The organism is Pseudacidovorax sp., from assembly GCF_017991995.1.
Lineage (GTDB): Bacteria > Pseudomonadota > Gammaproteobacteria > Burkholderiales > Burkholderiaceae_C > Xenophilus.
On record NZ_JAGOPN010000002.1, the window covers coordinates 318,888 to 343,297 of the forward strand.

Here is a 24,410-nt window from a genome sequence, read left to right on the forward strand (position 1 = left end):
CATGAAGCTGCTCAAGCCCCTGGCCTCGCGGCTGCTCCAGGCCCTGGGCCTGGTGCTGGCGGTGGTGGTGCTCAACTTCGCGCTGGTGCATGCCGCGCCCGGCGATCCGGTGGAGACCATCGCCGGCATGAGCGGCGGCATGTCCGAGGAGCTGAAGGCCGAGCTGCGCCAGAGCTACGGGCTGGACCGGCCGCTGCCGGTGCAGCTGGGCATCTACCTCGGGCGCGTGGCCCGGCTGGACCTGGGCCAGTCCTACATCTTCAACCTGCCGGTGGTCGATCTGATTGCCGAGCGCATTCCGGCCACGCTGCTGCTGGTGCTGAGTTCGGTGGTCTGCGCCTTCCTCATCGGCACCGCGCTGGGCGTGCTGGCCGCACGCAAGCCCAACGGCTGGCTGTCGCAGGCGATCACGGTGTTCTCGCTGGTGGGCTTCGCGGCGCCGGTGTTCTGGAGCGGGATGATGCTGATGATCCTGTTCGCCTCGGTGTGGCCGATCCTGCCGGTGTCGGACATGCGTTCGGTGGACAGCGACGGCCGCGGCCTGGCCGGCGTGATCGACGTGCTGTGGCACCTGGTGCTGCCCATGTTCACGCTGTCGATGGTGTACCTGGCGCAGTACAGCCGGCTGGCCCGCGCCAGCATGCTGGAGGTGCTGGGCGCCGACTTCATCCGCACCGCACGCGCCAAGGGCCTGGCCGAGGGCGTGGTGCTCTACAAGCACGCGCTGCGCAATGCGGTGCTGCCGGTGGTCACGGTGCTGGGCCTGCAGTTCGGCAACGTGCTGGCGGGCGCCATCCTGGTGGAAACGGTCTTCAACTGGCCGGGCCTGGGTCGCCTGGCCTACGAGTCGGTGCTGCGGCGCGACTACCCGACCATCCTGGGCGTGCTGCTGCTGTCGGCCGTGGTGGTGCTGGTGATGAACCTGCTGACCGATCTCTGCTACCGCCTGATCGACCCTCGCATCAAGAGCAAGTAAGCGATGTCCGCCCTTCCCATCTCTCCTGGCGAGCCGACACCGGCCGCCATGCCGCTGCCGGCGGCGCCTTCGCCCGCGCGCGAGGCGCTGGCCATGTTCATGCGCAATCCGGCCGCGGTGGCCGGGCTGGTGCTGCTGTCGCTCATCGTGCTGGTCGCGGTCGTCGGGCCGTGGCTGGTGCCCGCCGATCCCTTCGAGATCCGCGGCGCGCCGCTCAGCCCGCCGGGCACCGAGGACGTGTGGCTGGGCACCGACCAGCTGGGCCGCGATGTCGGCATCGCCCTGCTCTACGGCGGCCGGGCAACGCTGCTGGTGGGGGCCGTGGCTGCGCTGCTGTCGGTCACCATCGGCGTCACGCTGGGTGCGCTCGCCGGCTTCTATGGCGGCCGGGTCGATGCGCTGCTGATGCGCGTGACCGAGTTCTTCCAGGTGCTGCCGGCGCTGCTCTTCGCCATGGTCGTGGTCACGCTGTTCTCGCCCAGCCTGGTGACGGTGGTGCTCTCCATCGGCCTGGTGAGCTGGCCGGGCACCGCGCGGCTGACGCGGGCCGAGTTCATGAAGGTGCGCGACCTGGAGTTCGTGCGCGCCGAGCGCGCCATCGGCGCCGGCAACGCGCGGCTGATCTGGAAGGTGATCCTGCCCAACACCATCGCGCCGCTGGTGGTCTCGGCCACGCTGGCGGTGGGTGCGGCCATCCTGTTCGAGGCCGGCCTGTCCTTCCTGGGCCTGGGCGATCCGAACCTGATGAGCTGGGGAATGATGATCGGCAGCAGCCGGCAGTACGTGCTGTCGGCCTGGTGGGCGGTGGCGATCCCCGGCGTGGCGATCTTCCTGACCGTGCTGGCCGTGAGCCTGATCGGCGATGGGCTCAACGATGCGTTGAACCCCAAATTGCGGGAGCGTTGAGATGACTTCCCCCCTTCTCCAGGTCAACGACCTGCGTGTCGAGTTCGCCACCCGCCGCGGCAAGGCGATGGTGCTCAACGGCGTGAGCTTCGAGGTGCACGCGGGCGAGACGCTGTGCGTGGTCGGCGAGTCCGGCTGCGGCAAGAGCATGACGGCCCTGGCCATCCTGGGCCTGGTGCCGCAGCCGCCCGGCCGCGTGGCCGGCGGGGCGGTGCGCTTCCAGGGCGAGGACCTGGTGAGCGCCACGCCCGAGCGGCTGCGCGCGGTGCGGGGCAACCGCATCTCCATGATCTTCCAGGAGCCCATGACCTCGCTCAACCCGGTCTACACCGTGGGCGAGCAGATCGCCGAGTCGCTGCGCCTGCATGCGCAACTCGACCGCAAGGCCGCCCATGCGCGCGCCATCGAGATGCTGCGCCAGGTGGGCATTCCCGCGCCCGAGCCGCGCGTCGACGAATACCCGCACCAGCTCTCCGGTGGCATGCGCCAGCGCGTGATGATTGCCATGGCGCTGGCCTGCCGGCCCGACATCCTGATCGCCGACGAGCCCACCACCGCACTGGACGTGACGGTGCAGGCCCAGATCTTCGACCTGCTGCGCGAGCTGCAGCGCGAGCGCGGCACGGCCATCGTGCTCATCACCCACGACATGGGCGCCGTGGCCGAGATGGCCGACCGCGTGATGGTGATGTACGCCGGTCGCGTGATCGAGCAGGGCCGGGCGGACGAGGTGCTGGGCGCGCCGCAGCACCCGTACACGCAGGGCCTGATCGCCTGCCTGCCCGAGCTGGGCAGCAGCCAGGCCGAGGGGCGCACCGAGTTGGCCGAGATCCCCGGCGTGGTGCCCTCGCTGTGGGAGCTGGGCCAGGGCTGCGCCTTCCGCGAGCGCTGCCCGCATGCCCATGCCCGCTGCGCGGCCGAGGTGCCGCCCATGTTCGAGGCCGAGGGTGCGCCCGGCCACGGCGCCGCCTGCTGGCTGCTGGCCGAGGCGGACGCGGCCCCGCCGGTGCAGGCCGCTGCGGCGCACGCCTGAAGACCCGCGCAGGTGCTGCCATGAGCCAACTCATTCCCTTCCCCAACATGCCCGCTCCCGTCACGCCACCGCCGCCGGTGCTGCTGTCCGTCACCGACCTCAAGGTGCATTTCCCCAGCGCCGGTGGCCGCGTGGTGCGTGCGGTGGACGGCGTGAGCTTCGAGCTGCGCCGCGGCACCACGCTGGCCGTGGTGGGTGAGTCCGGCTCGGGCAAGACCACCACCGCCCTGGCCGTGATGCGGCTCGCGCCCATCACCGAGGGCGGCATCCGCCTGGGCACCACCGAGCTCAGTCTGGTCAATGGCGAGAACCTGCGCCGCGCGCGCAGCCGGCTGCAGATGGTCTTCCAGGACCCGTATTCCTCGCTCAACCCGCGCCAGCGCGTGGGCGATGCGGTGCGCGCGCCGCTGGACCTGATGAAGATCGGCACGCCCGCCGAGCGCGCCGCCCGCGTGGACGAGCTCTTCCACGCCGTCGGCCTGCGGCCCGAGCAGCAGCACCTGTTCCCGCACCAGTTCTCGGGCGGGCAGCGCCAGCGCATCAACATCGCGCGCGCCCTGGCCACCAACCCGGAGCTGGTGGTCTGCGACGAGCCGGTCTCGGCGCTGGACATCGCGATCCGCGCGCAGATCCTCAACCTGCTCGCGCGGCTGCAGCGCGAGCTGGGGCTGACGTACCTGTTCATCTCGCACGACATGGCGGTGGTGGAGCACATCTGCGACGAGATCGCCGTCATGTACCTGGGCCAGATCGTGGAGCGCGCGCCGCGCCGCACCTTCTTCGCCCAGCCGCTGCATCCCTACAGCGTGGCGCTGATGTCGGCCGTGCCCACGGTGCGCGGCGGCCGGGCGCGGGCGGCGCAGCGCATCCGGCTGGTGGGCGATCCGCCCAGCCCGCTCGATCCGCCCGCGGGCTGCCGCTTCGCCGGCCGATGCCCGGTGGCCGAGCCGGCCTGCGGCCAGCCGCAGCAGCTGCGCGAGGTGCAGCCCGGCCACTGGGTGGCCTGCCACAAGGTCACGCTGCAGGCGGGCCGGCCGGTGCCGCCGCTGGCTTTGCCCGACGCGGCCTGAACGCTTCAACGCCCTGGCCGCCGCACAGCGGCCCTGGTCCTTCATCCGACACCACGATCCCCATGTCCCCCATCACCGTCTTCCAGGCCCGCCAGATCCTCACCATGAACCCGCGCCAGCCGCAGGCCACGCATGTGGCCGTGCGCGAGGGCCGCATCCTGGGCGTGGGCGACCTGGCGCGCATGCAGGCCTTCGGCGACTTCACGCTCGACACGCGCTATGCCGACCAGGTGCTGATGCCCGGCCTGGTCGAAGGCCATTCGCACCTCATGGCCGGCGGGCTGTGGAAGTTCAGCTTCGTCGGCTTCCATGCGCGCACCTCGCCCGACGGCCGCGTGTGGGAGGGCTGCCGCAACTTCGACGAGGTGATCGCCCGCCTGCGCGCCGCCGACGCTGCGCTCACCGACCCGAAGGCGCCGCTGCTGGCCTGGGGCTTCGATCCGCTCTTCTTCGGCACCGAGCGCATGACGGTGGAGCACCTGGACCAGGTCTCCACCACGCGGCCCGTGGTCATCCTGCATGCCAGCCAGCACCTGATGAACGTCAACCGCGCCGCACTGGCCGCGGCCGGCATCGACCGCGACACCGACATCGAGGGCATCGCCCGCTTCGCCGACGGCGAGCCCAGCGGCGAGCTGCAGGAGTTCGCGGCCATGTTCCCCATCACGCGGCTGGTGGGCAACATCTTCCGCATCACCGGTTCGTCGCCGGAGAGCCTGCGCCTGTTCGGGCAGATGGCGCGGCTGGCCGGCGTGACCACCGCCACCGACCTGGTCAACGACCTGGCCGAGCCCAACCATGCGGCCATGATGCAGGTCACCGGCGAGCCCGGCTTTCCGGTGCGGCTGGTGCCGGCCTACCTGTGCCTGGACGGCAGCCTCAACCGCACGCAGGGCGCCGCGCGCATCCGCCAGCGGCAGGCCGAGGCCGAAGGCAACGCCAAGCTGCACTACGGCCTGGTCAAGATCGTGGCCGACGGCTCCATCCAGGGCTTCACCGCCCGTGTGCGCTGGCCGGGCTATCACAACGGCGCGCCCAACGGCATCTGGATCCTGCCGCCGGCGGAGCTCAAGGCCGCCATCCGCGACTTCCATGCGCAGGGCTTCCAGCTGCACATCCACACCAACGGTGACGAGGCCACCGAGCTGGCGCTGGACGGCATCGAGGAGGCCCTGGCCGCGCACCCGCGCGCCGACCACCGCCACACGCTGCAGCACTGCCAGATGGCCGACGCGGCGCAGTTCCGCCGCATGGCCACGCTGGGCGTGTGCGCCAACCTGTTCGCCAACCACATCTACTACTGGGGCGAGGCCCACCTGGCCCAGACAATGGGCCCCGACCGCGCCTTCCGCATGGACGCCTGCGCCACCGCGCTGGCGCACGGGGTGCCGCTGGCCATCCATTCCGACGCGCCCATCACGCCGCTTGCGCCGCTGTTCACCGCCTGGTGCGCCGTCAACCGGCTCACGTCGAGCGGCCGCGTGCTTGGCGAGGCCGAGCGCATCGGCGTGCCCGAGGCGCTGTGGGCCATCACCCAGGGCGCGGCCTACACCCTGGGCCTGGACGACCGCATCGGCTCCATCGAGGTCGGCAAATGGGCCGACTTCTGCGTGCTGGACGAGAGCCCGCTGGCCGTCGCGCCCGAGGCGCTCAAGGACCTGCGCGTGGCCGGCACGGTGATCGGCGGCGTGCCGACCGAGGCGGCCGCGTGAAGGGGCTTGCTGGGTGCGTGCGGCGGCGCGGGATGCAGGCATGAGGCCGCGCATCCCGCTCACCGTCATCGGCGGCTTCCTGGGCGCCGGCAAGACCACGCTGCTCAACCACCTGCTCGCGCAGTCGGGCGACCGGCGCATCGCCGTGCTGGTCAACGACTTCGGCGCCATCAACATCGACCGCGCGCTCATCGCCAGCGAAGAGGCCGGCGCCATCGAGCTGACCAACGGCTGCGTCTGCTGCGCCATCGGCGACGACCTGACCACCGCGCTCATCGGCCTGATCGAACGGCCGCAGCCGCCCGAGGCCATCGTGATCGAGGCCAGCGGCGTCTCCGACCCCTGGCGCATCGCGCAGGTGGGCCTGGCCGATCCGGCGCTGGCGCTGGACGCCGTGCTGGTGCTGGCCGATGCCACCGTGCTGCGCGAACAGGCGGCGGACCCGTTGCTGACCGACAGCATCCGGCGGCAGCTGGATGCGGCGGACCTGCTGGTGCTGAACAAGACCGACCTGGTCGACGAAGCCGCGCTGTCTGGCCTGCGTGCATGGCTGGATGCCGAATGGCCAGCCACGCCGCGCATCGAGACCGTGCAGGCCCGCGTGCCGTCCGCGCTGCTGCAGGCACCGCGCCTGCCGCGGGCGGACGAAGGTGCCGCGCACTGCGCGGCCTGCGGTGGCGAGCACGGCCACGTGCATGCGGACCACCACCGGCCCGCGCACGACGCGTGGGACGCCGACGCGCTGCACGCTCACCACGACCACGGCGACGTGGACCATGCCCAGCTCTTCGAGACCTGGGCCCTGCGCGATGCGCCGGTCTTCCATGCGCCGGCCCTGCGTGCGCTGCTCAAGGCCATGCCGGCTGGCGTGCTCCGCCTCAAGGGCCTGGTGCGCACCGACGCGCATGCGGGCCTGGTGGAGCTGCAGTTTGCCGGCCGCCATGGCGCGCTGCGCGCCGCGCCCGGCACCGCGCCGGAGATCGCCGACACGATGGTCGCCATCGGCCTGCGCGGCCACCTGCCGGCGCACGAGCTGGCGCAACGCCTGCAGGCCGCCGCCGCCGTGAAGGAGGCCGCATGACGCGCCCCGCGCAAAGCTTCGCCGGCCTGGACCTGCTCGCCGCCCTGGGCGTGGTCGTCATCTGGGGCCTCAACTTCGTGGCGATGAAGTATTCGCTGCGCGACTTCACGCCCTTCCAGCTGGGCTTCTTCCGCTACGTGTTCGCGGTGTTGCCGCTCGTCTTCATCGTGCCGCGGCCACGCCTGTCCTGGCGCTGGCTGGTGCCGGCAGGCCTCGCGCAGCTGGGCCAGTTCGGCCTGCTGTTCGTGGCGCTCCAGGTGGGCATGACGGCGGCCCTGGCCTCGGTGCTGATGCAGACGCAGGTCTTCTTCACCACGCTGCTGGGCGTGGCCCTGCTGGGCGAGCGGCTGTCCGGGCCGCTGCGCGCTGGGCTGGTGCTGGCGGCCGTGGGCCTGCTGTGCTTCGGCCTCAACTTCGCGGGCGGCAGTGGCACGGCCGGCATCACCGTGCTGGGCCTGGTGCTGAACCTGGGCGGCGCCTTCATGTGGGCCGCCTCCAACATCGTGGCGCGCAAGGCCCAGGCCGCGCAGCCGGGCTATGACCCGCTGCAGTTCGTGGTGTGGATGTCGCTGGTGCCCATCCTGCCCTTCGGGGCGATGGCGCTGTTCTTCGAGCCCGCGGCCACGCACGACCAGTGGCGGCACGCCAGCCTGGGCGGCTGGCTGGGCGTGGCCTACCTGGGCTGGTTCGCGACCATCGCGGCCTACGCGATGTGGACCGGCCTGCTCAAGCGCCACCCGGCCAATCGCGTGGCGCCCTTCAGCCTGGGCGTGCCGGTGATCGGCCTGGCGGCCGGCATGCTGACGCTGGGCGAGCACGTCACGGCCTGGCAATGGGCGGGCAGCGCATGCGTGGTTGCGGCCCTGGGCGTGGTGATGTTCGGTGGGCGCTGGAGGAAGTAAAGGCACCCCCCAAGCCGCTTCGCGTCTCCCCCCCTCGCTGGCGCCTTCGGCTTGGAGGGGGGCGCACCCAGTGGCCTGGCGGAGCCAGTTCCACGGGTGCCCTGGCATGGCCTGCTCCGCGGCCACTTGATTCCGAGATGTGGCCCTATCCCTCTCCCTCTCCCGCCAGGGGCAAGGGGTTCTCGGCGACGACACAATCGCCCGCCATGGAGACACTCACCCGCCGCCAATGGGCGCTGCTCATTCCGCTGACCATCGCCTGGGGCATCAACTGGCCGATCATGAAGGTGGGGGTGACCGATCTGCCGCCCCTGACCTTCCGCGCGATGTCGCTGTGGCTGGGCGTGCCGGTGCTGGCGGTGGTGCTGCTGGCGATGCGCCTGCCCTTCCGCGTGCCGCGTCGCCACTGGCCCGAGCTGCTGTGGCTGTCGGCCACCAACATGTTCGTCTGGCACGTGTGCATCATCATCGCGCTGCGCCACCTGTCGGGCGGACGCGCGGCCATCCTTGGCTACACCATGCCGGTGTTCTCGGCCATCCTGGGCGCCATGCTCTTCAGTACCCGGCTGTCGGCGCGTGCCTGGATGGGCGTTGCTGCCGCGGCATTGGGCGTGACCTTCCTGCTGTGGCACGAGTTCACCGGCCTGGCCGGCAGCCCGGGCTTCGTGGCCCTGGCGCTGGTGGCTGCCGCCACCTGGGCGCTGGGCACGCAGCTGCTGCGGCGCACGCAACTGCCGGTGCCCACGCTGACGCTGTCCTTCTGGATGACCACGCTCACGGCCATCGTGATGGGCGGGCTGTCGGCGCTGGCCGAGCGTTCCGGCTGGCACATGCCCAGCCCCGGGGCGTGGGGCGCCATCGTCTACAACGCCGTGGTGATCTTCGGCTTCGCGCATGTCGCCTGGTTCGTGCTGGCGCGTGGCCTGCCGCCGGTCGCATCGACCCTCAGCGTGATGATGATCCCGGTGCTGGGCGTGCTCAGCAGCGCGTTGTGGCTGGGCGAGGCCATCTACTGGCAGGACTGGCTGGCCATGACCTTGCTGATGGTGGCCATCGCCGCCGTGCTGCTGCCGGCGCGCGCCAGGGCCTGAGAGGGGCGCAGCAACAGCCCCGCGCCGCCTGCCTCAGCCGGCGGCGCGCAGCGTGTCCGAGGGCGACTCGCCGAAGCGCAGGCGGTAGGCCTGCGCAAAGCGGCTCAGGTGCGCGAAGCCGCAGTCCAGCGCCACGGCGGCGACGGTGATGCCGTCCTCGCCCGCGCGCAGGCGCTGGCGGGCGCGCTCCAGCCGCAGGTCGCGCAGGGTCTGCATGGGGCTCTCGTCGCGCACGCGGCGGAAGGCGTCGAGCAGCGTGCGCACCGATACACCGGCGGCCGCCGCGATGTCGGCCAGGCGCAGAGGCTCGTCGGCATGCGATTCCATGTGGGCCACCGCGCGCCGCACGCAGGCCGCCTGGCTGGGGCCCGCACCGGCACCCGCGGGCCGGGCCGCGATGCGCAGCGGCACGTCGTCGGTCCAGGGCTGGCCGGCGAGCAGCAGATGCACCAGCAGGCGCTCCATCTCGGCCGCGACGATGGGGCTGGCCTGCACCGCCTGCATCAGGGCCTCGGAACTCAGCAGCAGGTGCAGCTGGGCGCGCCAGGCCTGCAGGGCCGGGCGCTGCAGGTCCAGCCCGGCCTCGAAGCGCAGCGGCCGGCCGCTGTGCGATTCGAGCATGCGGCGGTCCAACCGCAGCACGAACTGCTCGCAGTCGGGCGACAGGTCGGCCAGGAAGCGGCTGCCGGGTGCGCACACCATGCCGTGGCGGCCATCGGCCTGCAGCGGCCGGGCGTCGGCCAGCACCTCGGCATGGCCCTGCAGGCAGAACATGAGCAGGTGGTAGTCCTCCACAGGGGACACGTCCACCCGCGTGGTCTCGCCGAAGCGGATGGTGCCCACGCCGATGCCGCCCACGCGCACGAAATCCATGTGCGAGCGCCCGCCGCGTGGCCGCTCCAGCGCCTGCAGCCGGTGCGGCTGCATCACGCGCGAGATGCGCTCGCGCGCGTCGTCCAGGTCCGAGGACTCGAACAGGCGGTGCGCACGCAGCAGCCCCGGCGCGAAGGCGGCACCGGAGGCGGGCGGGTCGGCGACAGGGGAGGCGGCGGCTGGACGCATGGTCTGGCGGGGCTTCCGATCAGGACCTGATGCAGCGCAAGAAGCGCGCCAGCCGTTTGTGGCATCGGCGGACCTGCAAGTCCTGCGCGATCCGGACAGCCGCGCCACCGAATCCGCGCGATTCGGATAGCCGCCGCGCGCCGCGCCTTCGACCATGCGGCCCATGACGCCCGGCACTGGCCGGGCCCGCACAAGGAAGGAGTTCTTGCCATGAATCAACCGGTCGATCCTGGTGCACTGCAGGCCGCAGCCGCCGAGCAGCAGCAGCGCGTGGTGCACTTTCCGCAGGCCGACGGCTCGCGCGTGCCCTATGCCGTGTTCAGCTCGCAGGAGGTCTTCGAGCGCGAGCAGGAGCGCATCTACCGCGGCCCCACCTGGAGCTTCGTCGCGCTGGAGGCGGAGATCCCGAACCCCGGCGACTACAAGAGCACCTTCGTCGGCGACACGCCCGTGGTGGTGACCCGCGCGCCCGACGGCGAGCTGGCCTGCTGGGTCAACCGCTGCGCCCACCGCGGCGCGATGGTCTGCCGCAATGCGCGCGGCAATGCCAAGGTGCACACCTGCGTCTACCACCAGTGGGGCTTCAGCGCCAAGGGCGACCTGCAGGGCATTCCCTTCAAGCGCGGGCGCGACGGCGCGCCGGGCATGCCGCCGGACTTCGACAACAAGGCGCACGGCCTGCGCAAGCTGCGCGTGGACAGCTACAAAGGGTTGGTGTTCGCCAGCTTCAGCGACGAGGCGCCGACCTTGTCCGACTACATCGGCGAGCAGATGCGGCCGTGGGTGGACCGCGTGATGCACAAGAAGGTGGTGTACCTCGGCTGCACCCGCCAGTACGCGCGCAGCAACTGGAAGCTCTACTACGAGAACGTCAAGGACCCGTACCACGCGAGCCTGCTGCACCTGTTCCACACCACCTTCAACATCTTCCGCGTGGGCATGAAGGCGCGCTCGATGGCCGACAGGACGCACGGCCTGCACAGCATCATCACCGCCACCAACATCGAGGAAGAGGCCGACACCGCCACCGCCTACAAGCAGCAGGCGATCCGTTCGATGGACGACGGTTTCCACCTGGAGGACGCCTCGGTGCTCGGCTTCATCTCGGAGTACGAGGAAGACTGCACCAACCACATCCAGACCATCTTTCCGCAGCTGGTGCTGCAGCAGATCCACAACACGCTGGTGGCGCGGCAGGTGCTGCCCAAGGCGCCGGGCGAGTTCGAGCTGGTCTTCCACTTCTTCGGCTACGAGGACGACACGCCCGAGCTGCGCGCGCTGCGCATCAAGCAGGCCAACCTGGTGGGACCGGCAGGCTTCATCTCGATGGAGGACACCGAGGCTACTGAGCTGGTGCAGCGCGGCACCGCGCGCGATGCCGACGCCACCTCGGTGCTCGACCTGGGCCGCACCGACCCGAACCGGGAGGACACCATGATCACCGAGAACCTGATCCGGAAGTTCTGGACGGGCTACCAAAAACTCATGGGGTATTGAGATGAGCACCGTGATGGAAGCCCCCAAGACCGCTGCGGCTGCCGCAGCGCCCGACGTCGACATCGCCCTCTGGTTCCAGATCCACCAGCTGAACGAGCGCTACTGCGCCCTGCTGGACAACGACCAGCTGGAGGACTGGACGGCCCTGTTCACCGAGGACTGCCTCTACGAGATCGTGCCCAAGGAGAACGCCGACATGGGCCTGCCCATCGGCCTCGTGCACTGCACCAGCGCGGGCATGCTGCGCGACCGCGTGGTGGCGCTGCGCCACGCCAACATCTACGAGTCGCACAGCTACCGCCACATGACCAGCGGGCTCACGATCACCGCGGTCGATGCGCAGACCGTGACGGCCGAGTCCTCGTACGTGGTGGTGCAGACGCGCACGAACGGCGAGTCCTTCATCTTCCAGGCCGGGCGCTACCTCGACCGCGTGGTGCGCACGCCCGCGGGCTGGCGCTTTGCGCAGCGGCGCGTGGTGTACGACACCTCGCGCGTGCTCACGCTGCTGGCCACGCCCATCTGATCGATCCGCAGGCGCGCAATGCCATCGGGCCGGACCCGATGGCATGCCGATTGCTGACAGCCATCCATCCATTCACGCATTCCCCGGAGAGGAAGCCCATGACCCCCGTTCGTACCCGGCCGCTGCTGGCCGCCGCCCTGGCCCTGGCCTTCGCCACGCCCGCCCTGGCCGCCGACCCCATCAAGGTCGGCCTGGCGCTGGACATCTCCGGCCCCTTCGCGGCCGGCGGTGCCGAGACGCGCGACGCCATCAACCTGGCCATCAAGCTGCTCGACAACAAGCTGGGTGGCTACCCGGCCGAGTTCATCCAGGCCGACACGGCGGGCAGCCCAGACCAGGCCAAGCAGATCGTCGACCGCTTCATCCAGCAGAACAAGGTCGACTTCTTCACCGGCCCCACGCCCTCGAACGTGGCGCTGGCCGTGGGCCCGGCGCTGTTCGCGGCCAAGGTGCCCTTCATCACCAGCAACCCCGGCCCCAGCCAGTATGCGGGCGCGCAGTGCAACCCCTACTTCTTCGGCCAGAGCTACCAGAACGACACCTGGGACGAGGCCGCCGGCCAGTGGGCCAGCGACCAGGGCCTGAAGAGTGCCTTCATCCTCGCGCCCAACTACCCCGCCGGTCGTGACCACCTGACAGGCTTCAAGCGCCTGTACAAGGGCCAGGTGGTGGCCGAGGTCTACGGCAAGGTGGGCCAGCTGGACTATGCGGCCGAGCTGGCGCAGATCCGCGCCGCCAGGCCCGAGGCGGTGTTCTTCTTCCTGCCCGGCGCCATGGGCATCAACTTCATCAAGCAGTTCGTGGCCTCGGGCCTGTCGAAGGACGTGCGGCTGGTGACCAACCCCGCCTCGGCCGACGAGGACACCATCGCCGCCGTGGGCGAGCCCATGCTGGGCCTGTTCTCCACCTCGCAGTGGTCGCACGACCTGCCCAACGCGGCCAACCAGAAGTTCGTGAGCGAGTTCCGCAAGGCCTACAAGCGCTACCCGACCTTCTATGCCGCGCAGGCCTACGACGCCATCCTGGCCATGGACGCCGCGGCCCGCGACGTCAAGGGCGACGTGAAGAACAAGGAGGCCGTGCTCAAGGCGCTGAAGGCCGCCAACTTCCAGTCGATCCGCGGGCCCTTCAAGTACGGCAACAACAACTTCCCGATCCAGGACTACTACCTGCGCGTGATCGGTAAGGATGCGGAAGGGAAGATCACCAACAAGACCCTCTCGACGCCGCTCAAGGGTTACCGCGATGCCTACCACCAGCTCTGCAAACTGAAGTGACAGCGCGCCCGCGATGACCCCCATCCTCTTCATCGAGCAGATGCTCAACGGCCTGGGCTACGGGCTGATGCTCTTCCTGCTGGCGGCGGGGCTCACGCTGGTGTTCGGCATCATGGACGTGATGAACCTGGCCCACGGCTCGCTCTTCATGGGCGGGGCCTACGTGGCGGCCACGGTGCACACGGCCAGCGGCTCCTTCGTGATGGCGGTGGCCTCGGCCGTGCTGCTGGTGGTGGTGCTGGCGGTGCTGCTCGAATGGCTGCTGGTGCGCCACCTGTACGGGCGCGACCACCTGTCGCAGGTGCTGGCCACCTTCGGCGTGATCCTGGTGGCCGACGACGTGGCCAAGATGATCTGGGGCCCGGCGCCGGTCATGGCCTCGGCGCCGCAGGCGCTGTCGGGTGCGGTGGAGTTGATGCCCGGCCTGCCCTATCCGGCCTATCGCCTCGTCATCCTCGCGGCCGGCGTGCTGGTGGCGCTGGGCCTGTATGCGCTGGTCAACCACACGCGCATGGGCATGCTGGTGCGGGCCGGTGCCTCCAACCGCGCCATGGCCGAGTTCATGGGCGTGCGGGTGGACCGGGTGTTCTCGCTGGTCTTCCTGCTGGGCGCCGCGCTCGCAGCGCTGGCCGGCGCGCTGATGGGACCGCTCACCGCGGTGCAGGTGGGTATGGGCGAGGAGATCCTCATCCCCTCGCTGGTGGTGCTGGTCATCGGCGGCATCGGCTCGGTGCGCGGCGCCTTCGTCGCGGCGATGCTGGTCGGCCTGGTGGACACCATCGGCCGCGCCTTCGTGCCGATGGCGCTGCGCGGCGTGCTGCCGCCCACGCTGGTGTCGGACCTGGGGCCGCTGATCGCGGGCCTGGCCACCTATGCGCTGATGGCGGTGGTGCTGGCCGTTAAGCCGACCGGGCTGTTCCCGGCGCGGGGGTGAGCGGCATGGCACGCGCATTCCCCTGGATCGCCCTGGCGCTGCTGGCGGCCTTTCCGCTGCTGGCGCCCCTGGTGGGGCTGGACTACTACGTCAGCTTCGTGCGCCGGGTGCTGATCTTCGCGCTGGCCGCGGCCAGCCTGAACTTCATCCTCGGCTTCGGCGGCCTGGTGGCGCTGGGCCACATGGGCTTCGTGGGCGTGGGCGCCTACACGCTGGTGGCGCTGGCCGATGCGGGCCAGGTGTCGGCCTGGCTGCTGTGGCCCGCCGCGGCGGTGGTGGCCGGCGGGGTCGCCGCGCTGGTGGGCCTGGTGGCGCTGCGCACGCGCGGCGTGTACTTCATCATGATCACGCTGGCCTTCGCGCAGATGCTCTACTTTGCGGCCGTGTCGCTGCGCGCCTATGGCGGCGACGACGGCTACAACCTGATGCAGCGGCCGGAACTGGGCCTGGGCCTCGACCTTGCCAGCGAGCCCACCTTCTACTGGGTGGTGCTGGCGCTGTTCGCGGCCGTGATGACGCTGATGAACCGCGCCACGCGGGCGCGCTTCGGCCAGGCACTGACGGGCCTGCGCGACAACGAGGTGCGCATGCAGGCCATGGGCTATCCGGTGGTCCGGCTCAAGCTGGTGGCCTTCGCGCTGGCGGGGGCCGTGGCCGGGCTGGCGGGCGCGCTGCTGGTCACGCACAACAACTTCATCAGCCCTTCGGTCATGCACTGGACGCAGTCGGCCACGCTGATCGTGATGGTGGTGATCGGCGGCGTCGGCCATCGCTGGGGCGGCCCGGTGGGCGCGGCGGTGTGGATCGGCCTGGAAGAGGTGGTGCGCCGCTTCACCGAATACTGGCACCTGCCGCTGGGGCTGCTGCTGATCGCCATCGTCTTCCTGGCGCCGCGCGGGCTGGCGGGGCTGCGCTGGCCGGCACGGCGTCCAAGGGCGTCGGCTGCCTCGGCCGGCGCTGTGCCCGAAGGGAGCGCGACATGAGCCTGTTCGAGGTCGAAGGCCTGCGCAAGAACTTCGGCGCCCTGCGCGCCACCGACGACGTGTCGCTCACCGTCGATGCCGGCCAGATCCATGCGTTGATCGGCCCCAACGGCGCGGGCAAGTCCACGCTGGTCAACCTGATCTCGGGTCTGATCGCGCCCGATGCAGGCCGCGTGCGGCTGGACGGCGTGGACCTCACGCCCTTGCCCATGCACGCCCGCGTGCGCGCCGGCCTCTCGCGCTGCTTCCAGATCACCAGCATCTTCCGCCAGTCCACCGTGATGGAGAACCTGCTGCTGGCCGCCCAGGCGCATGCCGGCAGCAGCCTGCGCTTCCTGGGTGAGCGCAACCGCGAAGCGGCATTGCGCGCCACGGCCGATGAGCTGGCGGCCCGCGTGGGCCTGTCGCAGGCGCTGGACCGCATCGCCGGCACGTTGCCGCATGGCGCGCAGCGACAGCTGGACGTGGCGCTGGCCCTGGCCGCGCGCCCCAAGCTGCTGCTGCTGGACGAGCCCATGGCCGGCATGGGCCCCGAGGACTCGCAGCGGATGACCGCCCTCATCCACGAACTCAAGCGCGACATGGCGATCCTGCTGATCGAGCACGACATGAAGGCCGTCTTCGAACTGGCCGACCGCATCTCGGTGCTGGTCTATGGCCGCGTGCTCGTGGCCGGCAGCGTGGAGGAGATCCGCGGCAACCCGCAGGTGCAGGCCGTGTACCTGGGCACGGAAGAGGTGGACGCATGAGCGAAGGCGCAACCCTGCTGCTCGAAGCCCGCGGCCTGGAGGCCGGCTACGGCGCCAGCCAGGTGCTGTTCGGCATCGACCTCGACATCCGCCATGGCCAGGTGCTCACGCTGCTGGGCCGCAACGGCATGGGCAAGAGCACCACGCTCAAGACGCTGATCGGTGCGCTGGCGCTGCGCCGCGGCAGCATCCGCTTCGGCGGCGAGGCGGTGCATGGCCGCCGGCCCGACGCCATCGCGCGCATGGGCGTGGCCATCGTGCCCGAGGGCCGCCAGTGCTTTCCCAACCTGACGGTGCGCGAGCACCTGGTGGCCTTCGCGGACCAGCGCAACGGCCTGCGCGACGGCTGGACGCTCGACAAGCTCTATGCGCTCTTCCCGCGCCTGGCCGAGCGCGCGGACAACCTGGGGCATCAGTTGTCGGGCGGCGAGCAGCAGATGCTGGCCATCGCCCGGGCGTTGTCGACCAACCCGCGCCTCTTGATCCTGGACGAGGCCACCGAGGGCCTGGCGCCGGTGATCCGCGAGGAGATCTGGCGCTGCCTGCGCCAGCTCAAGCAGGCCGGGCAGACCACGCTGGTGGTGGACAAGTACATCGACCGGCTGCTGGGCCTGGCCGACCGCCACGTGGTGCTGGAGCGCGGCCGGGTGGTGTGGCAGGGCGACTCGGCGGCGCTGGATGCCGACCGCAGCATCTGGTCGCGCTACCTGGGCGTGTAGGCGGGCAGGCGCTGCGACGGAGGCGAGGGGGTGGCGGGGCTTCAGCCGCGCGGCTCGCGCACCCGCAGCATGCCCTCCTGCGCGGTGGAGGCCACCAGCCGCCCGTCGCGCGAGAACACGCTGCCGCGGCACAGTCCGCGCGCGCCGCCGGCGCTGGGCGAGTCGATCACGTACAGCAGCCAGTCGTCGAAGCGGAAGTCGCGGTGGAACCACATGGCATGGTCCAGGCTGGCGGCGCGCACCTGGCCGGTGAGAAAGCTCAGGCCGTGCGGAATCATGGCGGCGCGCAGCAGGCCGTGGTCCGAGGCATAGGCCAGCAGCGCGCGGTGCACGTTGGGGTCGTCCGGCAGCGGTGCCACGGCGCGCATCCAGACGGCGCTGCCGCCTTCGCGCGGCAGGGGCGCGAGCAGGTCGTCCTGCTCGACCGTGTGGAACTCGATGCCGTGCGGTGCCGTGCCTTTCACGCGGAAGGGCTCGGGCAGGCGGTTGCCGAGGGTCAGACGGCGCTCGCGGTCGCTGGGCAGCGCGTCGGGCGGCGCCACCTCGGGCATGGCCAGCTGGTGCTCCACGCCGCGGTCGCGCGTCTGGAACGAGGCCGCCATCTCGAAGATGATGCGGCCCGACTGCCGCGCCAGCACATGGCGGGTGGTGAAGCTGCGGCCATCGCGCACGCGGTCCACGCTGTAGTCGATGGGCGCATGCTCGCCCGGCAGCAGGAAGTAGGCATGCATGGAGTGCACCGGCCGGTCAGGCTCGACCGTCAGGCAGGCCGCCATGAGCGACTGGCCCAGCACCTGACCGCCGAAGACGGCCGGCGTGCCGATGTCCTCGCTCTGCGCGCGGAAGCGGTCGTCGCCCAGCGGCTCCATGCGCATGAGGGTGACAAGGTCCTCGACGAGGCAGGCGGTGGTGGGGGCGTCGGTCATGGCGTGGGGCAGAAGCAGAGCAGCCCCTCACGTTAGCAAAGCCCGGGCCGGCAGGCAGCCACGCCCGTGACGCGGGTTGCCACAATCCCGCCATGCGCCGACCTGCCACGCCCGCCGACCTTGCCGCCGTTCATGCGATCTACATGCACCCGGACGTGGTGCCCTTCCTCACGCACGAGCCGATGCCGCTGGAGGCCTTCCAGCCGGTGTTCGACGAACTGCTCGCCTCGGGCTGCTTCTTCGTGTGGGAGGTGGCGGGCCAGGTGGCCGGCTTCTACCGCGCCGTGCGCTATGCCGGGCGGGCCCGCCATGTGGCCCTGCTCGGCACGCTGGCGGTGGACCCGCGCCACCACGGCCGCGGCGTGGGCCGCGCGATGATCGACGATGCCCTCACCCGTCTGCGCGACGAAGGCGCGCTGCGCGTGGAGCTCTTCGCCGAAAGCGACAACCCGCGCGCACTGCGCTTCTACCAGTCGCTTGGCTTCGTCCACGAGGGCACGCTGCGCGGCTTCTACAAGCGCGCCGCGCAGGACCACTACGTGGACGAATGGGTGCTGGGGCTCTGGATGGGGCCGCCTTCTTCGGGCGTGTGACAGGCCAGGCCCAGCTTGTTGCCGTCCAGGTCGCGGAAGTAGGCGCCGTAGTAGTGCGCGTGGTAGTGCGGACGCAGGCCAGGCGGGCCTTCGCAGCGGCCGCCCAGTTGCAGGGCCAGCGCATGCACCTCGTCCACCTGGCGGCGGCTTTCGGCCAGCAGGGCCAGCATCGCGCCGTTGCCTGCGCTGGCCGGCTGTCCGTCGTAGGGACGGCCCAGCAGCAGCAGGGGCCGCGCCACGCCCGGCTGTTGCCAGCCGGCCCAGGGATGGTCGCGTTCGATGAAGCGCTGCTGCAGGCCCAGCGCGGCCAGCAGCGGCTGATAGAAGGCCAGCGCGCGCTCGAAGTCGCTGGTGCCCAGGAAGACGTGCGAGATCATGCGCCAGCATAGGCGTCGCGGGCCGGCATCGTCCAGCCATGGGGGGTTGGCACAATGACCCGCAGACTGGCGCCCTCCGTGCAGGCAGGACGCCGGCCCATCATCACCAAAGACGGGAACTCCTGATGACATCGACACTTCGCCTGTCCCTGCTCGCCGCCGCTGCCGCCTCCGCCTTGCTCGCGGGCTGCGCCTCCAGTGGCAACAGCGCCAGCAGCGGCAATGCCGCCAGTGCCGCCACCCCGGGCGCTGCAACACCCGCCGCGGCCGCTGCGCCCGCCGTGGCACCCGCCCCCGTGGCGCCGCCCAGGCTGCCCGGCCTGGATTACGCCGCCATCCGCGATGCGGCCGACGACGGCAGCGCCGCCAAGATCCGCAAGGCCCTGGTCGGTGAGACCGTCTCGGTGGAACTCGCCCGCGCCAGTGGACGCGGCGTTCCCGCAGGCGCCTATGCCGTCGATGCCGACGACGGCATCTTCTTCCGCTGCGCGACGTCCGAGCGGGGCTTCAAGGGCGGCACGGTGACCGCCAAGGTGCGTTCGGTGCATGTCACGGCCAAGCCGAAGCACCGGGTGCTGGAGCTGGACCGTTGCGCCGAGGTGGCGGCCGCTGCGCCGGCCCCCATCCCCGCGCGTGCGGCTGCACCGGCCCCGGCACCGGCTGCTGCGGCCCCCGCCGCGCCGGCGCCCGTGGCGGCGTCATCCGCCAAGGGCTCGGGCACCCGTGGGGCTGGCAAGCCGGGCATGGACGCCAACGGCAACGTGGTCGATTCGTCCAAGGTCGAATCCGGCAGCGGCATCACCGTCAAGGGCATCAACGATTACGAAGGCGAGATCACCGGCAACCCGGCCGCCAACAGCAAGTTCACGCGGCTGCAGATCGGCATGCCCGTGCGGCAGGTCACCGACCTGATCGGCCCGCCCACTGACCAGGGCGCCTACATGACCGGCAAGGCCTGGATCCCCTTCTACTTCGGCGGCGACCGCCACCGCTTCGAGATGACCTACAAGGGCCAGGGCCGGCTGATCTTCGCGGGCGGCGGCATGGGCGACTTCACGAGCGGCTACCTGATCTGGATCATTCACAACTCCAGCGAGCCGGGGTATCGCTGAAGCCGACGCGACTGCGCGCTCAGCCGCGTGGCGCGTCCAGGTCCGCGCCAGCGGCCTGAAGGCGCTGCTGCAGCGCCGGCACATCGACGTCGGCGAAGCGGCCCGCGCCGAGGTGCGCTGCGGCCGTTCCCGCCGCCTGGCCCATCGCGAAGCAGCCGCCGCTGGCGCGGGCGGCGGACTGGCCCTCGTGGGTCATGCTGGCGCAGCGGCCGGCCACCAGCAGGTTGTCCACGCCGTGGGGCACCAGCATGCGCCAGGGCAGGTGGTGGTAGGCGTTGTCGGCGTCGCGGGGAAAGCCCCACTCGATGCGGCCGTCGGCATGCAGCTCCATGGGCCAGGCGCTGAGCCCGATCACGTCGTCGAATCGGGCCGAGCCCAGGATGTCCTCGCCCGCCAGCGCGTAGAGGCCGCGGATGCGCCGGGTCTCGCGGATGCCCACCTGGGGTGCGATCTCCACGATGGCCGACTGCGCGAAGCCCGGGATCTCGGCCTTGAGGAAGCGGTGGAACTCGGCAATCTGCCGCCGACCCTCCAGCTCGCCTTCGCTCAGCTGGCGCGCATCCACGCCGTTCATCGCCCGGCCTTCGGCATTGCGGATCTGCGTGACGTTGACCCGCCATTCGCGTGGGTCGATGTTGGGCCGCAGGATCGCGCCCTCGCGCGCAAAGCGGTACTCGCCCGGCTTGGCGGCCTTGACGCGCTCGATCCAGTCGTTGATGGCCTTGAACTCGCCGACCGCCTCCAGCGCCGGTCCGGCCTCGACCTGGCCCACGCGGAACATGGTGGTGGGAAAGAGCCCGCTGCCGTGGCCGTCGCCTACCTCGAAGGGCACGCCGGCAAAGGCTGCCACGTCGGCATCGCCGCTGGCGTCGACGAAGGCCGCGGCGCGGATCGCCTGCCGGCCCGACTTGGTCTCGACCACCAGGGCGGCGATGCGCGGCCCCTCCATCACCACGGCCGCGGCCCAGGCGTGGAAGAGCAGTTCCACGCCCGCATCGGCCAGCAACTGGTCGGCGGCGCACTTGTAGGCCGAGGTGTCGTAGGAGCGCACGCGGATGCGGCCCTGCATGCCGTCCTGCGGCCGGTTGAGGCCGCCCAGCGCGTCGATGCGTGCCAGCAGCTCGTCGGCCACACCGCGCACCAGCAGTTGCATCTCGCCGCCGCGCCGGCCATAGAGGCCCGCGAAGTTGGTCACCCCGCCGGCCGTGCCCATGCCGCCGAGGAAGCCGTAGCGCTCCACCAGCAGCGTGCGGGCGCCCTCCCGCGCGGCGCTCACCGCCGCCGCGATGCCGGCCGGCCCGCCGCCGACGACCACGACGTCCCATTCGCCGAAGAGGGGGAGGGTGCGGGCGGGTTCTTGGATGGTCTTGGAGCTCATGTCGATGTTCGGGGTTTCGGTTCTGCCGCGGTAGAGCGGTCACAGGGATTCACGGAATCGGCCTGGGCTCTGCAGTGCGCCCGCGACGCCGCCGGTCCGTGCAGTTCGCTCATGGGGAAAGGCGCCGAAGCCGGTCCAGGACCAGTTCCGCACGCTCCGGCTCGGCGATCAGTCCAGGAAGGACATTGGCGAAGTCCGGGTGTGCCAGCAGCCTGGCCACTGCGGTGGCGACGGCTGACCGCAGTGCCTCGGGCGCTACTGCCATTTCGGGGATCAGTTCCTCGCGGCCGTCCACGATGTTCATGACATCTTCCAGGTCATGGCTCATCAGAAAGTCGCCGCCACCCCGATCGGCGAAGGCTTCGAGCTTGGTGGCGACGAAGGCCACGGCGCTGACCATCCGGATCGTGAGGCCGGCGCCCAGGTCAATCCGCTCTGCCGATGCCACGGCATAGGGATACCAGCGGTTGGAAAAACCAAGGACATCGGGCTCGACCGGCATCAGATCGAACAACAGCCCCGACGCCTTGTGTATCCACCGGCAGATCACCTCGCTGCCAGCATCGCGCACGAAGCCGAGCTGCTGCACCTGCGTCTCGACGTGGTGGAAGCCGATCCAGTCCGCCTGGATCACCGCGTCCACGTCACGGGTGGCGCGCACCGCCTCGGCCAACGGGTCGGTCACCAGCAACCCGGCCACCGCACCGCCGACGAAGACCACGCGTTCGCGCAGATCGCCCAGTGCTTCGGCGATACGGCGCAGGTGCGGCAGGTTCGGGTCAGTGGCGCGCATCGGCACTCTTTTCTTGGCCGGTCAATTCACGCGCGATGAACTGGGCGGCAAGCGCACGCTCGCGCGCGCGTCCTGCTCGCAGTGCATCGAGAAGTGCCAGCAGGCGGTGCAAGGCAGGGTCCGCCAGCGCTGCCTCGGGAGCCGTCCGATACAGGGGCGACAGCGTCGGGCCCTTGCTGCTGCCCGAGGGATGGGCCCAGACCGGCGCCTCGCCTGCAGCGGCGCTCAACGTGCCGGCCAGTGGCTCGGTCCCGAAGGAAGTCGGCACGCCACGCTTAGCCGGCCCCAGGGCGGCCGGCCAGACATAGCGTGCGCCATGCACGACGAACTCCAGCAGGCTCGGCCGGACTGGCGACCATTCGCCTCGTGCGGGCGCCACGGCCAGACCGCTGGCGGTGGCGCGTCGCACACTGGCGTGGACCTCCGAAGCGCTCATGGCCAGCGCCGCTCCCAGCGCCGCATAGGTCCAGCGTTGGGGGGGGTTGGCCGCCACCTTCAGCAGCACCAGCAGATCCTGTGGTTTGAGTTCCATGCCTCGCCTTGTTCGCAATTCGCGAATGACGAATATCGACGAAGGCTCGGGCCTTTGCAACCCCTTGGATCGGGCCGCGCGACGTTCGGTCAGTGCCCCGCGCGACGTGTCGGCATCCAGCGCGGCCGTCAGCCTCTCACTGCAGCTTGATCCCGCGCGCCTGGATGATCTTGCTCATGATCGCCGCCTCGTCCTGCACGCGCAGGCGCATGCCCTCGGGCGAGGTGCCGACCGGCTGCCAGCCCTTGTCGAAGAGCTGCTGGCGCACCTCGGGGTTCTTCATGATGACCGCGATCTCCTTGGTGATGCGGGCCTTGGCCTGGGGCGACAGGCTGGCGGGGCCGAGCAGGGCGGTCCATACCTCCAGGTTGAAGTCGCGCACGCCGATGTCGGCCAGGGGGGCGTACTCCGGCGCCAGGGTGCTGCGGCCGCTGGTCAGGCCGATGGCCTTGAGCTTGCCGGCCTTGACCTGCGGAATCGCGATGGCGGGTGGCACCAGAGCCAGTTGCAGCTGGCCACCGATCATGGCGGTCACCACCTGCGGGTTGCCGGCGTAGGGCACGTGCGTGGCGTCCATGCCGGGGATGCGGTTCTTGAGCAGCTCCATGCCCAGGTGGCCCACCGAGCCCACGCCCACCGAGCCGTAGTTCCACTTCGTGCCCGAGGCGCGCGCCGCGGCCAGGAAGTCCTTGCCCGTGGGAATGTCGTTGCTGGCCACCAGCACCAGCGGCGCGGTGGCGATCAGCGAGAGGTAGCTGAAGTCCTTGGCCGGGTCATAAGGCAGCTTGGAGTACAGCATCTTCGACGACGTGAGGTTGCCGTTGATGACGATGCCCAGCGTGTGGTCGTCCGTGGCCTTGGCCACGGTGTCGGCCGCGATGTTGCCGGAGGCACCCGGCTTGTTGTCCACCACCACCGGCTGGCCCAGGGCCTTGGCCAGCGGCTCGGCCAGCACGCGCGCCGCGATGTCGGGCGTGGAGCCGCCCGGAAAACCCACCACCAGGCGGATCGGCTTGGTGGGCCAGGGCTCGGCAGCGGTCTGGGCCTGCGCACCGCCGGCGGCCAGCAGGGCACAGGCGGTGGCGAGAAGGGTTCTGCGTGCAATCGACATGGGGATCGGTCAGGTGCCGGAAAGGAAGAAGGCGCCGAGTCTAGGGGGCTTGGCCGGCATTGGCATGTCGCCCGCGTCATGGTCTACCGGGGCGCCGGGGCAGCCGCGGGGCCATCGTGCAGAGCCTCTCGCATCAGGCCGCGGATGACCGGCAGGAAGGGCGGCTCGGACTTGCTGGCGATGGTGACCAGGCCGAAGCGCGCCTGCGTCTTCAAGGGCGGCGACAGGGGCAGCTCCACCAGGTGCGGCGCACTGGCGCGGATGGCCAGCAGCACGGCGTCCGTGTCCTGCGTGACCTGCACGAGGTGCGAGATCTCGTCGCTGGCGAGCTTGACCAGCACCGCCGGATGCGCCTGCTCGCCGTAGCGCTCGACGAGGATGCGGGCCGTCTCCTCGCTCAGCGGCGTGGAGCACACGGGGTAGGCGTTCAGTTGCGCGAAGCTCACGCGCGCCAGGCGGGCCAGCGGATGCCCGGGCCGGCACATGAACACGCCGTCCAGCTCGGCGATGTCCGTCACTCGCAGGTCGGGCGCGGGCCGCAGCGAGCGGATGTCGACCACCAGCGCGTCCAGCAGCCGGTCGCGCAGCATCTGCGCCAGGCTGGCGGTGTTGCTGCGGACGATGTCGACATGGAACTTGGGATAGTGCTGCGTGAAGTGCGACAGGATCACCGCACTCAGCAGCGCGCCGGGGCCCGAGCTCAGCCCCACGCGGATGCGCCCGCTGTCTTCCGGGCTCAGGGCGCGGCCGCAGTGGCGCAGCTGTTCGGCCTCTTCGACCAGCGCCTGGCTGCGCGCCAGCACCTCCTGGCCGAAGGCGGTCAGCTCGATGCGCTTGCCGATGCGGTCGAACAGCAGGCGGCCCAGCTCTTCCTCCAGGGCCTTGATGCTGCGGCTGAGGGCCGGCTGCGTCATGCACAGCACGTCCGACGCCCGCACGAAGGAGCCGGCGCGGGCCAGTTCGATGAAGTGCCGCAGTTGAACCAGGGTCATGTTCCATCCATGCGTTTTGGATCATTTATATCCAATCAGCAATGCATTGGACGACATGAATGGCCACTCCTACGATCC

The 24,410-nt window shown here is 70.7% G+C and carries 25 protein-coding genes; 17 read left to right on the forward strand and 8 right to left on the reverse strand.

Features of this window, described 5'->3' with window-relative positions; all coding sequences use genetic code 11:
• Window position 1: 1 nt before the first annotated feature.
• From KBC94_RS03765 to KBC94_RS03800, 8 genes are all read left to right on the forward strand, one after another.
• A complete protein-coding gene (locus KBC94_RS03765) occupies window positions 2-976 on the forward strand; it encodes an ABC transporter permease (RefSeq protein ID WP_294366438.1) in 975 nt (324 codons plus the stop codon).
• A gap of 3 nt (window positions 977-979) precedes the next feature.
• The gene (locus tag KBC94_RS03770; RefSeq protein WP_294366439.1) at window positions 980-1,882 is read left to right on the forward strand and encodes an ABC transporter permease; all 903 of its coding nucleotides are present in this window, start codon (window positions 980-982) and stop codon (window positions 1,880-1,882) included.
• 1 nt (window position 1,883) lies between these two features.
• A complete protein-coding gene (locus tag KBC94_RS03775; protein ID WP_294366441.1) occupies window positions 1,884-2,915 on the forward strand; it encodes an ABC transporter ATP-binding protein in 1,032 nt (343 codons plus the stop codon).
• 20 nt (window positions 2,916-2,935) lie between these two features.
• Window positions 2,936-3,985 carry an oligopeptide/dipeptide ABC transporter ATP-binding protein gene (locus KBC94_RS03780; protein WP_294366443.1) on the forward strand — a complete coding sequence of 350 codons (1,050 nt, stop codon included), beginning with the start codon at window positions 2,936-2,938 and terminating at the stop codon, window positions 3,983-3,985.
• A 62-nt stretch (window positions 3,986-4,047) separates the two neighbouring features.
• Window positions 4,048-5,697, forward strand: a complete 1,650-nt coding sequence (locus KBC94_RS03785; RefSeq protein WP_294366445.1) for an amidohydrolase — start codon at window positions 4,048-4,050, stop codon at window positions 5,695-5,697.
• 40 nt (window positions 5,698-5,737) lie between these two features.
• Window positions 5,738-6,778: a GTP-binding protein gene (locus tag KBC94_RS03790; protein WP_294366447.1), complete on the forward strand. Its 1,041-nt coding sequence runs from the start codon at window positions 5,738-5,740 to the stop codon at window positions 6,776-6,778.
• Complete coding sequence (locus KBC94_RS03795) at window positions 6,775-7,680, forward strand: EamA family transporter (protein WP_294366448.1); 906 nt, start codon at window positions 6,775-6,777, stop codon at window positions 7,678-7,680. The genes KBC94_RS03790 and KBC94_RS03795 overlap by 4 nt, the downstream gene beginning before the upstream one ends.
• A gap of 206 nt (window positions 7,681-7,886) precedes the next feature.
• Window positions 7,887-8,771, forward strand: a complete 885-nt coding sequence (locus KBC94_RS03800; protein ID WP_294366449.1) for a DMT family transporter — start codon at window positions 7,887-7,889, stop codon at window positions 8,769-8,771.
• A 33-nt stretch (window positions 8,772-8,804) separates the two neighbouring features.
• Here KBC94_RS03800 and andR read toward each other — a convergent pair whose 3' ends face one another.
• Entirely contained in the window at window positions 8,805-9,833 is a 1,029-nt protein-coding gene (andR, locus tag KBC94_RS03805; RefSeq protein WP_294366451.1) for an anthranilate 1,2-dioxygenase regulatory protein AndR, read from the reverse strand.
• Between the two features lie 210 nt (window positions 9,834-10,043).
• Here andR and andAc point away from each other — a divergent pair, with 210 nt between their 5' ends.
• From andAc to KBC94_RS03840, 7 genes are all read left to right on the forward strand, one after another.
• A complete protein-coding gene (andAc, locus tag KBC94_RS03810; RefSeq protein ID WP_294366453.1) occupies window positions 10,044-11,330 on the forward strand; it encodes an anthranilate 1,2-dioxygenase large subunit AndAc in 1,287 nt (428 codons plus the stop codon).
• Window positions 11,331-11,343: 13 nt separating this feature from the next.
• A complete protein-coding gene (andAd, locus tag KBC94_RS03815; protein ID WP_294366455.1) occupies window positions 11,344-11,856 on the forward strand; it encodes an anthranilate 1,2-dioxygenase small subunit AndAd in 513 nt (170 codons plus the stop codon).
• Window positions 11,857-11,954: 98 nt separating this feature from the next.
• Window positions 11,955-13,133 carry an ABC transporter substrate-binding protein gene (locus tag KBC94_RS03820; protein ID WP_294366456.1) on the forward strand — a complete coding sequence of 393 codons (1,179 nt, stop codon included), beginning with the start codon at window positions 11,955-11,957 and terminating at the stop codon, window positions 13,131-13,133.
• 13 nt (window positions 13,134-13,146) lie between these two features.
• Window positions 13,147-14,067 carry a branched-chain amino acid ABC transporter permease gene (locus tag KBC94_RS03825; RefSeq protein ID WP_114801859.1) on the forward strand — a complete coding sequence of 307 codons (921 nt, stop codon included), beginning with the start codon at window positions 13,147-13,149 and terminating at the stop codon, window positions 14,065-14,067.
• Window positions 14,068-14,072: 5 nt separating this feature from the next.
• The gene (locus KBC94_RS03830) at window positions 14,073-15,050 is read left to right on the forward strand and encodes a branched-chain amino acid ABC transporter permease (protein ID WP_294366459.1); all 978 of its coding nucleotides are present in this window, start codon (window positions 14,073-14,075) and stop codon (window positions 15,048-15,050) included.
• The gene (locus KBC94_RS03835; RefSeq protein WP_294366461.1) at window positions 15,047-15,799 is read left to right on the forward strand and encodes an ABC transporter ATP-binding protein; all 753 of its coding nucleotides are present in this window, start codon (window positions 15,047-15,049) and stop codon (window positions 15,797-15,799) included. Before KBC94_RS03830 ends, KBC94_RS03835 begins: the two co-directional genes overlap by 4 nt.
• Complete coding sequence (locus KBC94_RS03840; protein WP_294366464.1) at window positions 15,796-16,518, forward strand: ABC transporter ATP-binding protein; 723 nt, start codon at window positions 15,796-15,798, stop codon at window positions 16,516-16,518. The genes KBC94_RS03835 and KBC94_RS03840 overlap by 4 nt, the downstream gene beginning before the upstream one ends.
• A 41-nt stretch (window positions 16,519-16,559) precedes the next feature.
• Here the strand turns inward: KBC94_RS03840 and KBC94_RS03845 are convergent, their stop codons facing one another.
• On the reverse strand, window positions 16,560-17,444 hold the full coding sequence (locus tag KBC94_RS03845; protein ID WP_294366466.1) for an acyl-CoA thioesterase II: 885 nt from the start codon (window positions 17,442-17,444) through the stop codon (window positions 16,560-16,562).
• Window positions 17,445-17,536: 92 nt separating this feature from the next.
• On the opposite strand from KBC94_RS03845, the gene KBC94_RS03850 reads away from it, so the two are divergent.
• Window positions 17,537-18,037, forward strand: coding sequence for a GNAT family N-acetyltransferase (locus tag KBC94_RS03850; RefSeq protein ID WP_294366468.1), 501 nt, complete (start codon window positions 17,537-17,539; stop codon window positions 18,035-18,037).
• Here KBC94_RS03850 and KBC94_RS03855 read toward each other — a convergent pair.
• Complete coding sequence (locus KBC94_RS03855; protein WP_294366470.1) at window positions 17,980-18,414, reverse strand: VOC family protein; 435 nt, start codon at window positions 18,412-18,414, stop codon at window positions 17,980-17,982. The two genes, KBC94_RS03850 and KBC94_RS03855, sit on opposite strands and share 58 nt — an antisense overlap.
• Window positions 18,415-18,539: 125 nt before the next feature.
• Between KBC94_RS03855 and KBC94_RS03860 the strand changes: the two genes are divergently transcribed.
• A complete protein-coding gene (locus KBC94_RS03860) occupies window positions 18,540-19,526 on the forward strand; it encodes a hypothetical protein (protein ID WP_294366472.1) in 987 nt (328 codons plus the stop codon).
• A 19-nt stretch (window positions 19,527-19,545) separates the two neighbouring features.
• Here KBC94_RS03860 and KBC94_RS03865 read toward each other — a convergent pair whose 3' ends face one another.
• The 5 genes from KBC94_RS03865 to KBC94_RS03885 form a co-directional block, all read right to left on the reverse strand.
• Window positions 19,546-20,904, reverse strand: a complete 1,359-nt coding sequence (locus KBC94_RS03865; protein WP_294366474.1) for an FAD-dependent oxidoreductase — start codon at window positions 20,902-20,904, stop codon at window positions 19,546-19,548.
• A gap of 109 nt (window positions 20,905-21,013) precedes the next feature.
• The gene (locus tag KBC94_RS03870) at window positions 21,014-21,697 is read right to left on the reverse strand and encodes a hypothetical protein (RefSeq protein ID WP_294366476.1); all 684 of its coding nucleotides are present in this window, start codon (window positions 21,695-21,697) and stop codon (window positions 21,014-21,016) included.
• Window positions 21,684-22,229 carry a hypothetical protein gene (locus tag KBC94_RS03875; RefSeq protein WP_294366478.1) on the reverse strand — a complete coding sequence of 182 codons (546 nt, stop codon included), beginning with the start codon at window positions 22,227-22,229 and terminating at the stop codon, window positions 21,684-21,686. Before KBC94_RS03875 ends, KBC94_RS03870 begins: the two co-directional genes overlap by 14 nt.
• 136 nt (window positions 22,230-22,365) lie before the next feature.
• Entirely contained in the window at window positions 22,366-23,340 is a 975-nt protein-coding gene (locus KBC94_RS03880) for a tripartite tricarboxylate transporter substrate binding protein (RefSeq protein WP_294366480.1), read from the reverse strand.
• An 83-nt stretch (window positions 23,341-23,423) separates the two neighbouring features.
• Complete coding sequence (locus tag KBC94_RS03885) at window positions 23,424-24,332, reverse strand: LysR family transcriptional regulator (protein ID WP_294366481.1); 909 nt, start codon at window positions 24,330-24,332, stop codon at window positions 23,424-23,426.
• Window positions 24,333-24,410: the final 78 nt, after the last annotated feature.

Excerpts from the sequence above, each read along its gene's own strand:
- KBC94_RS03780 (WP_294366443.1), top strand. The coding sequence starts at position 2,936 with ATGAGCCAACTCATTCCCTTCCCCAACATGCCCGCTCCCGTCACGCCA.
- KBC94_RS03875 (WP_294366478.1), bottom strand. The coding sequence starts at position 22,229 with ATGGAACTCAAACCACAGGATCTGCTGGTGCTGCTGAAGGTGGCGGCC.
- KBC94_RS03865 (WP_294366474.1), bottom strand. The coding sequence starts at position 20,904 with ATGAGCTCCAAGACCATCCAAGAACCCGCCCGCACCCTCCCCCTCTTC.
- KBC94_RS03770 (WP_294366439.1), top strand. The coding sequence starts at position 980 with ATGTCCGCCCTTCCCATCTCTCCTGGCGAGCCGACACCGGCCGCCATG.
- KBC94_RS03840 (WP_294366464.1), top strand. The coding sequence starts at position 15,796 with ATGAGCGAAGGCGCAACCCTGCTGCTCGAAGCCCGCGGCCTGGAGGCC.
- andAc (WP_294366453.1), top strand. The coding sequence starts at position 10,044 with ATGAATCAACCGGTCGATCCTGGTGCACTGCAGGCCGCAGCCGCCGAG.
- andAd (WP_294366455.1), top strand. The coding sequence starts at position 11,344 with ATGGAAGCCCCCAAGACCGCTGCGGCTGCCGCAGCGCCCGACGTCGAC.
- KBC94_RS03765 (WP_294366438.1), top strand. The coding sequence starts at position 2 with ATGAAGCTGCTCAAGCCCCTGGCCTCGCGGCTGCTCCAGGCCCTGGGC.
- andR (WP_294366451.1), bottom strand. The coding sequence starts at position 9,833 with ATGCGTCCAGCCGCCGCCTCCCCTGTCGCCGACCCGCCCGCCTCCGGT.
- KBC94_RS03885 (WP_294366481.1), bottom strand. The coding sequence starts at position 24,332 with ATGACCCTGGTTCAACTGCGGCACTTCATCGAACTGGCCCGCGCCGGC.
- KBC94_RS03830 (WP_294366459.1), top strand. The coding sequence starts at position 14,073 with ATGGCACGCGCATTCCCCTGGATCGCCCTGGCGCTGCTGGCGGCCTTT.
- KBC94_RS03785 (WP_294366445.1), top strand. The coding sequence starts at position 4,048 with ATGTCCCCCATCACCGTCTTCCAGGCCCGCCAGATCCTCACCATGAAC.
- KBC94_RS03790 (WP_294366447.1), top strand. The coding sequence starts at position 5,738 with ATGAGGCCGCGCATCCCGCTCACCGTCATCGGCGGCTTCCTGGGCGCC.
- KBC94_RS03795 (WP_294366448.1), top strand. The coding sequence starts at position 6,775 with ATGACGCGCCCCGCGCAAAGCTTCGCCGGCCTGGACCTGCTCGCCGCC.
- KBC94_RS03820 (WP_294366456.1), top strand. The coding sequence starts at position 11,955 with ATGACCCCCGTTCGTACCCGGCCGCTGCTGGCCGCCGCCCTGGCCCTG.
- KBC94_RS03825 (WP_114801859.1), top strand. The coding sequence starts at position 13,147 with ATGACCCCCATCCTCTTCATCGAGCAGATGCTCAACGGCCTGGGCTAC.
- KBC94_RS03775 (WP_294366441.1), top strand. The coding sequence starts at position 1,884 with ATGACTTCCCCCCTTCTCCAGGTCAACGACCTGCGTGTCGAGTTCGCC.
- KBC94_RS03880 (WP_294366480.1), bottom strand. The coding sequence starts at position 23,340 with ATGTCGATTGCACGCAGAACCCTTCTCGCCACCGCCTGTGCCCTGCTG.
- KBC94_RS03860 (WP_294366472.1), top strand. The coding sequence starts at position 18,540 with ATGACATCGACACTTCGCCTGTCCCTGCTCGCCGCCGCTGCCGCCTCC.
- KBC94_RS03855 (WP_294366470.1), bottom strand. The coding sequence starts at position 18,414 with ATGATCTCGCACGTCTTCCTGGGCACCAGCGACTTCGAGCGCGCGCTG.
- KBC94_RS03800 (WP_294366449.1), top strand. The coding sequence starts at position 7,887 with ATGGAGACACTCACCCGCCGCCAATGGGCGCTGCTCATTCCGCTGACC.
- KBC94_RS03835 (WP_294366461.1), top strand. The coding sequence starts at position 15,047 with ATGAGCCTGTTCGAGGTCGAAGGCCTGCGCAAGAACTTCGGCGCCCTG.
- KBC94_RS03850 (WP_294366468.1), top strand. The coding sequence starts at position 17,537 with ATGCGCCGACCTGCCACGCCCGCCGACCTTGCCGCCGTTCATGCGATC.
- KBC94_RS03870 (WP_294366476.1), bottom strand. The coding sequence starts at position 21,697 with ATGCGCGCCACTGACCCGAACCTGCCGCACCTGCGCCGTATCGCCGAA.
- KBC94_RS03845 (WP_294366466.1), bottom strand. The coding sequence starts at position 17,444 with ATGACCGACGCCCCCACCACCGCCTGCCTCGTCGAGGACCTTGTCACC.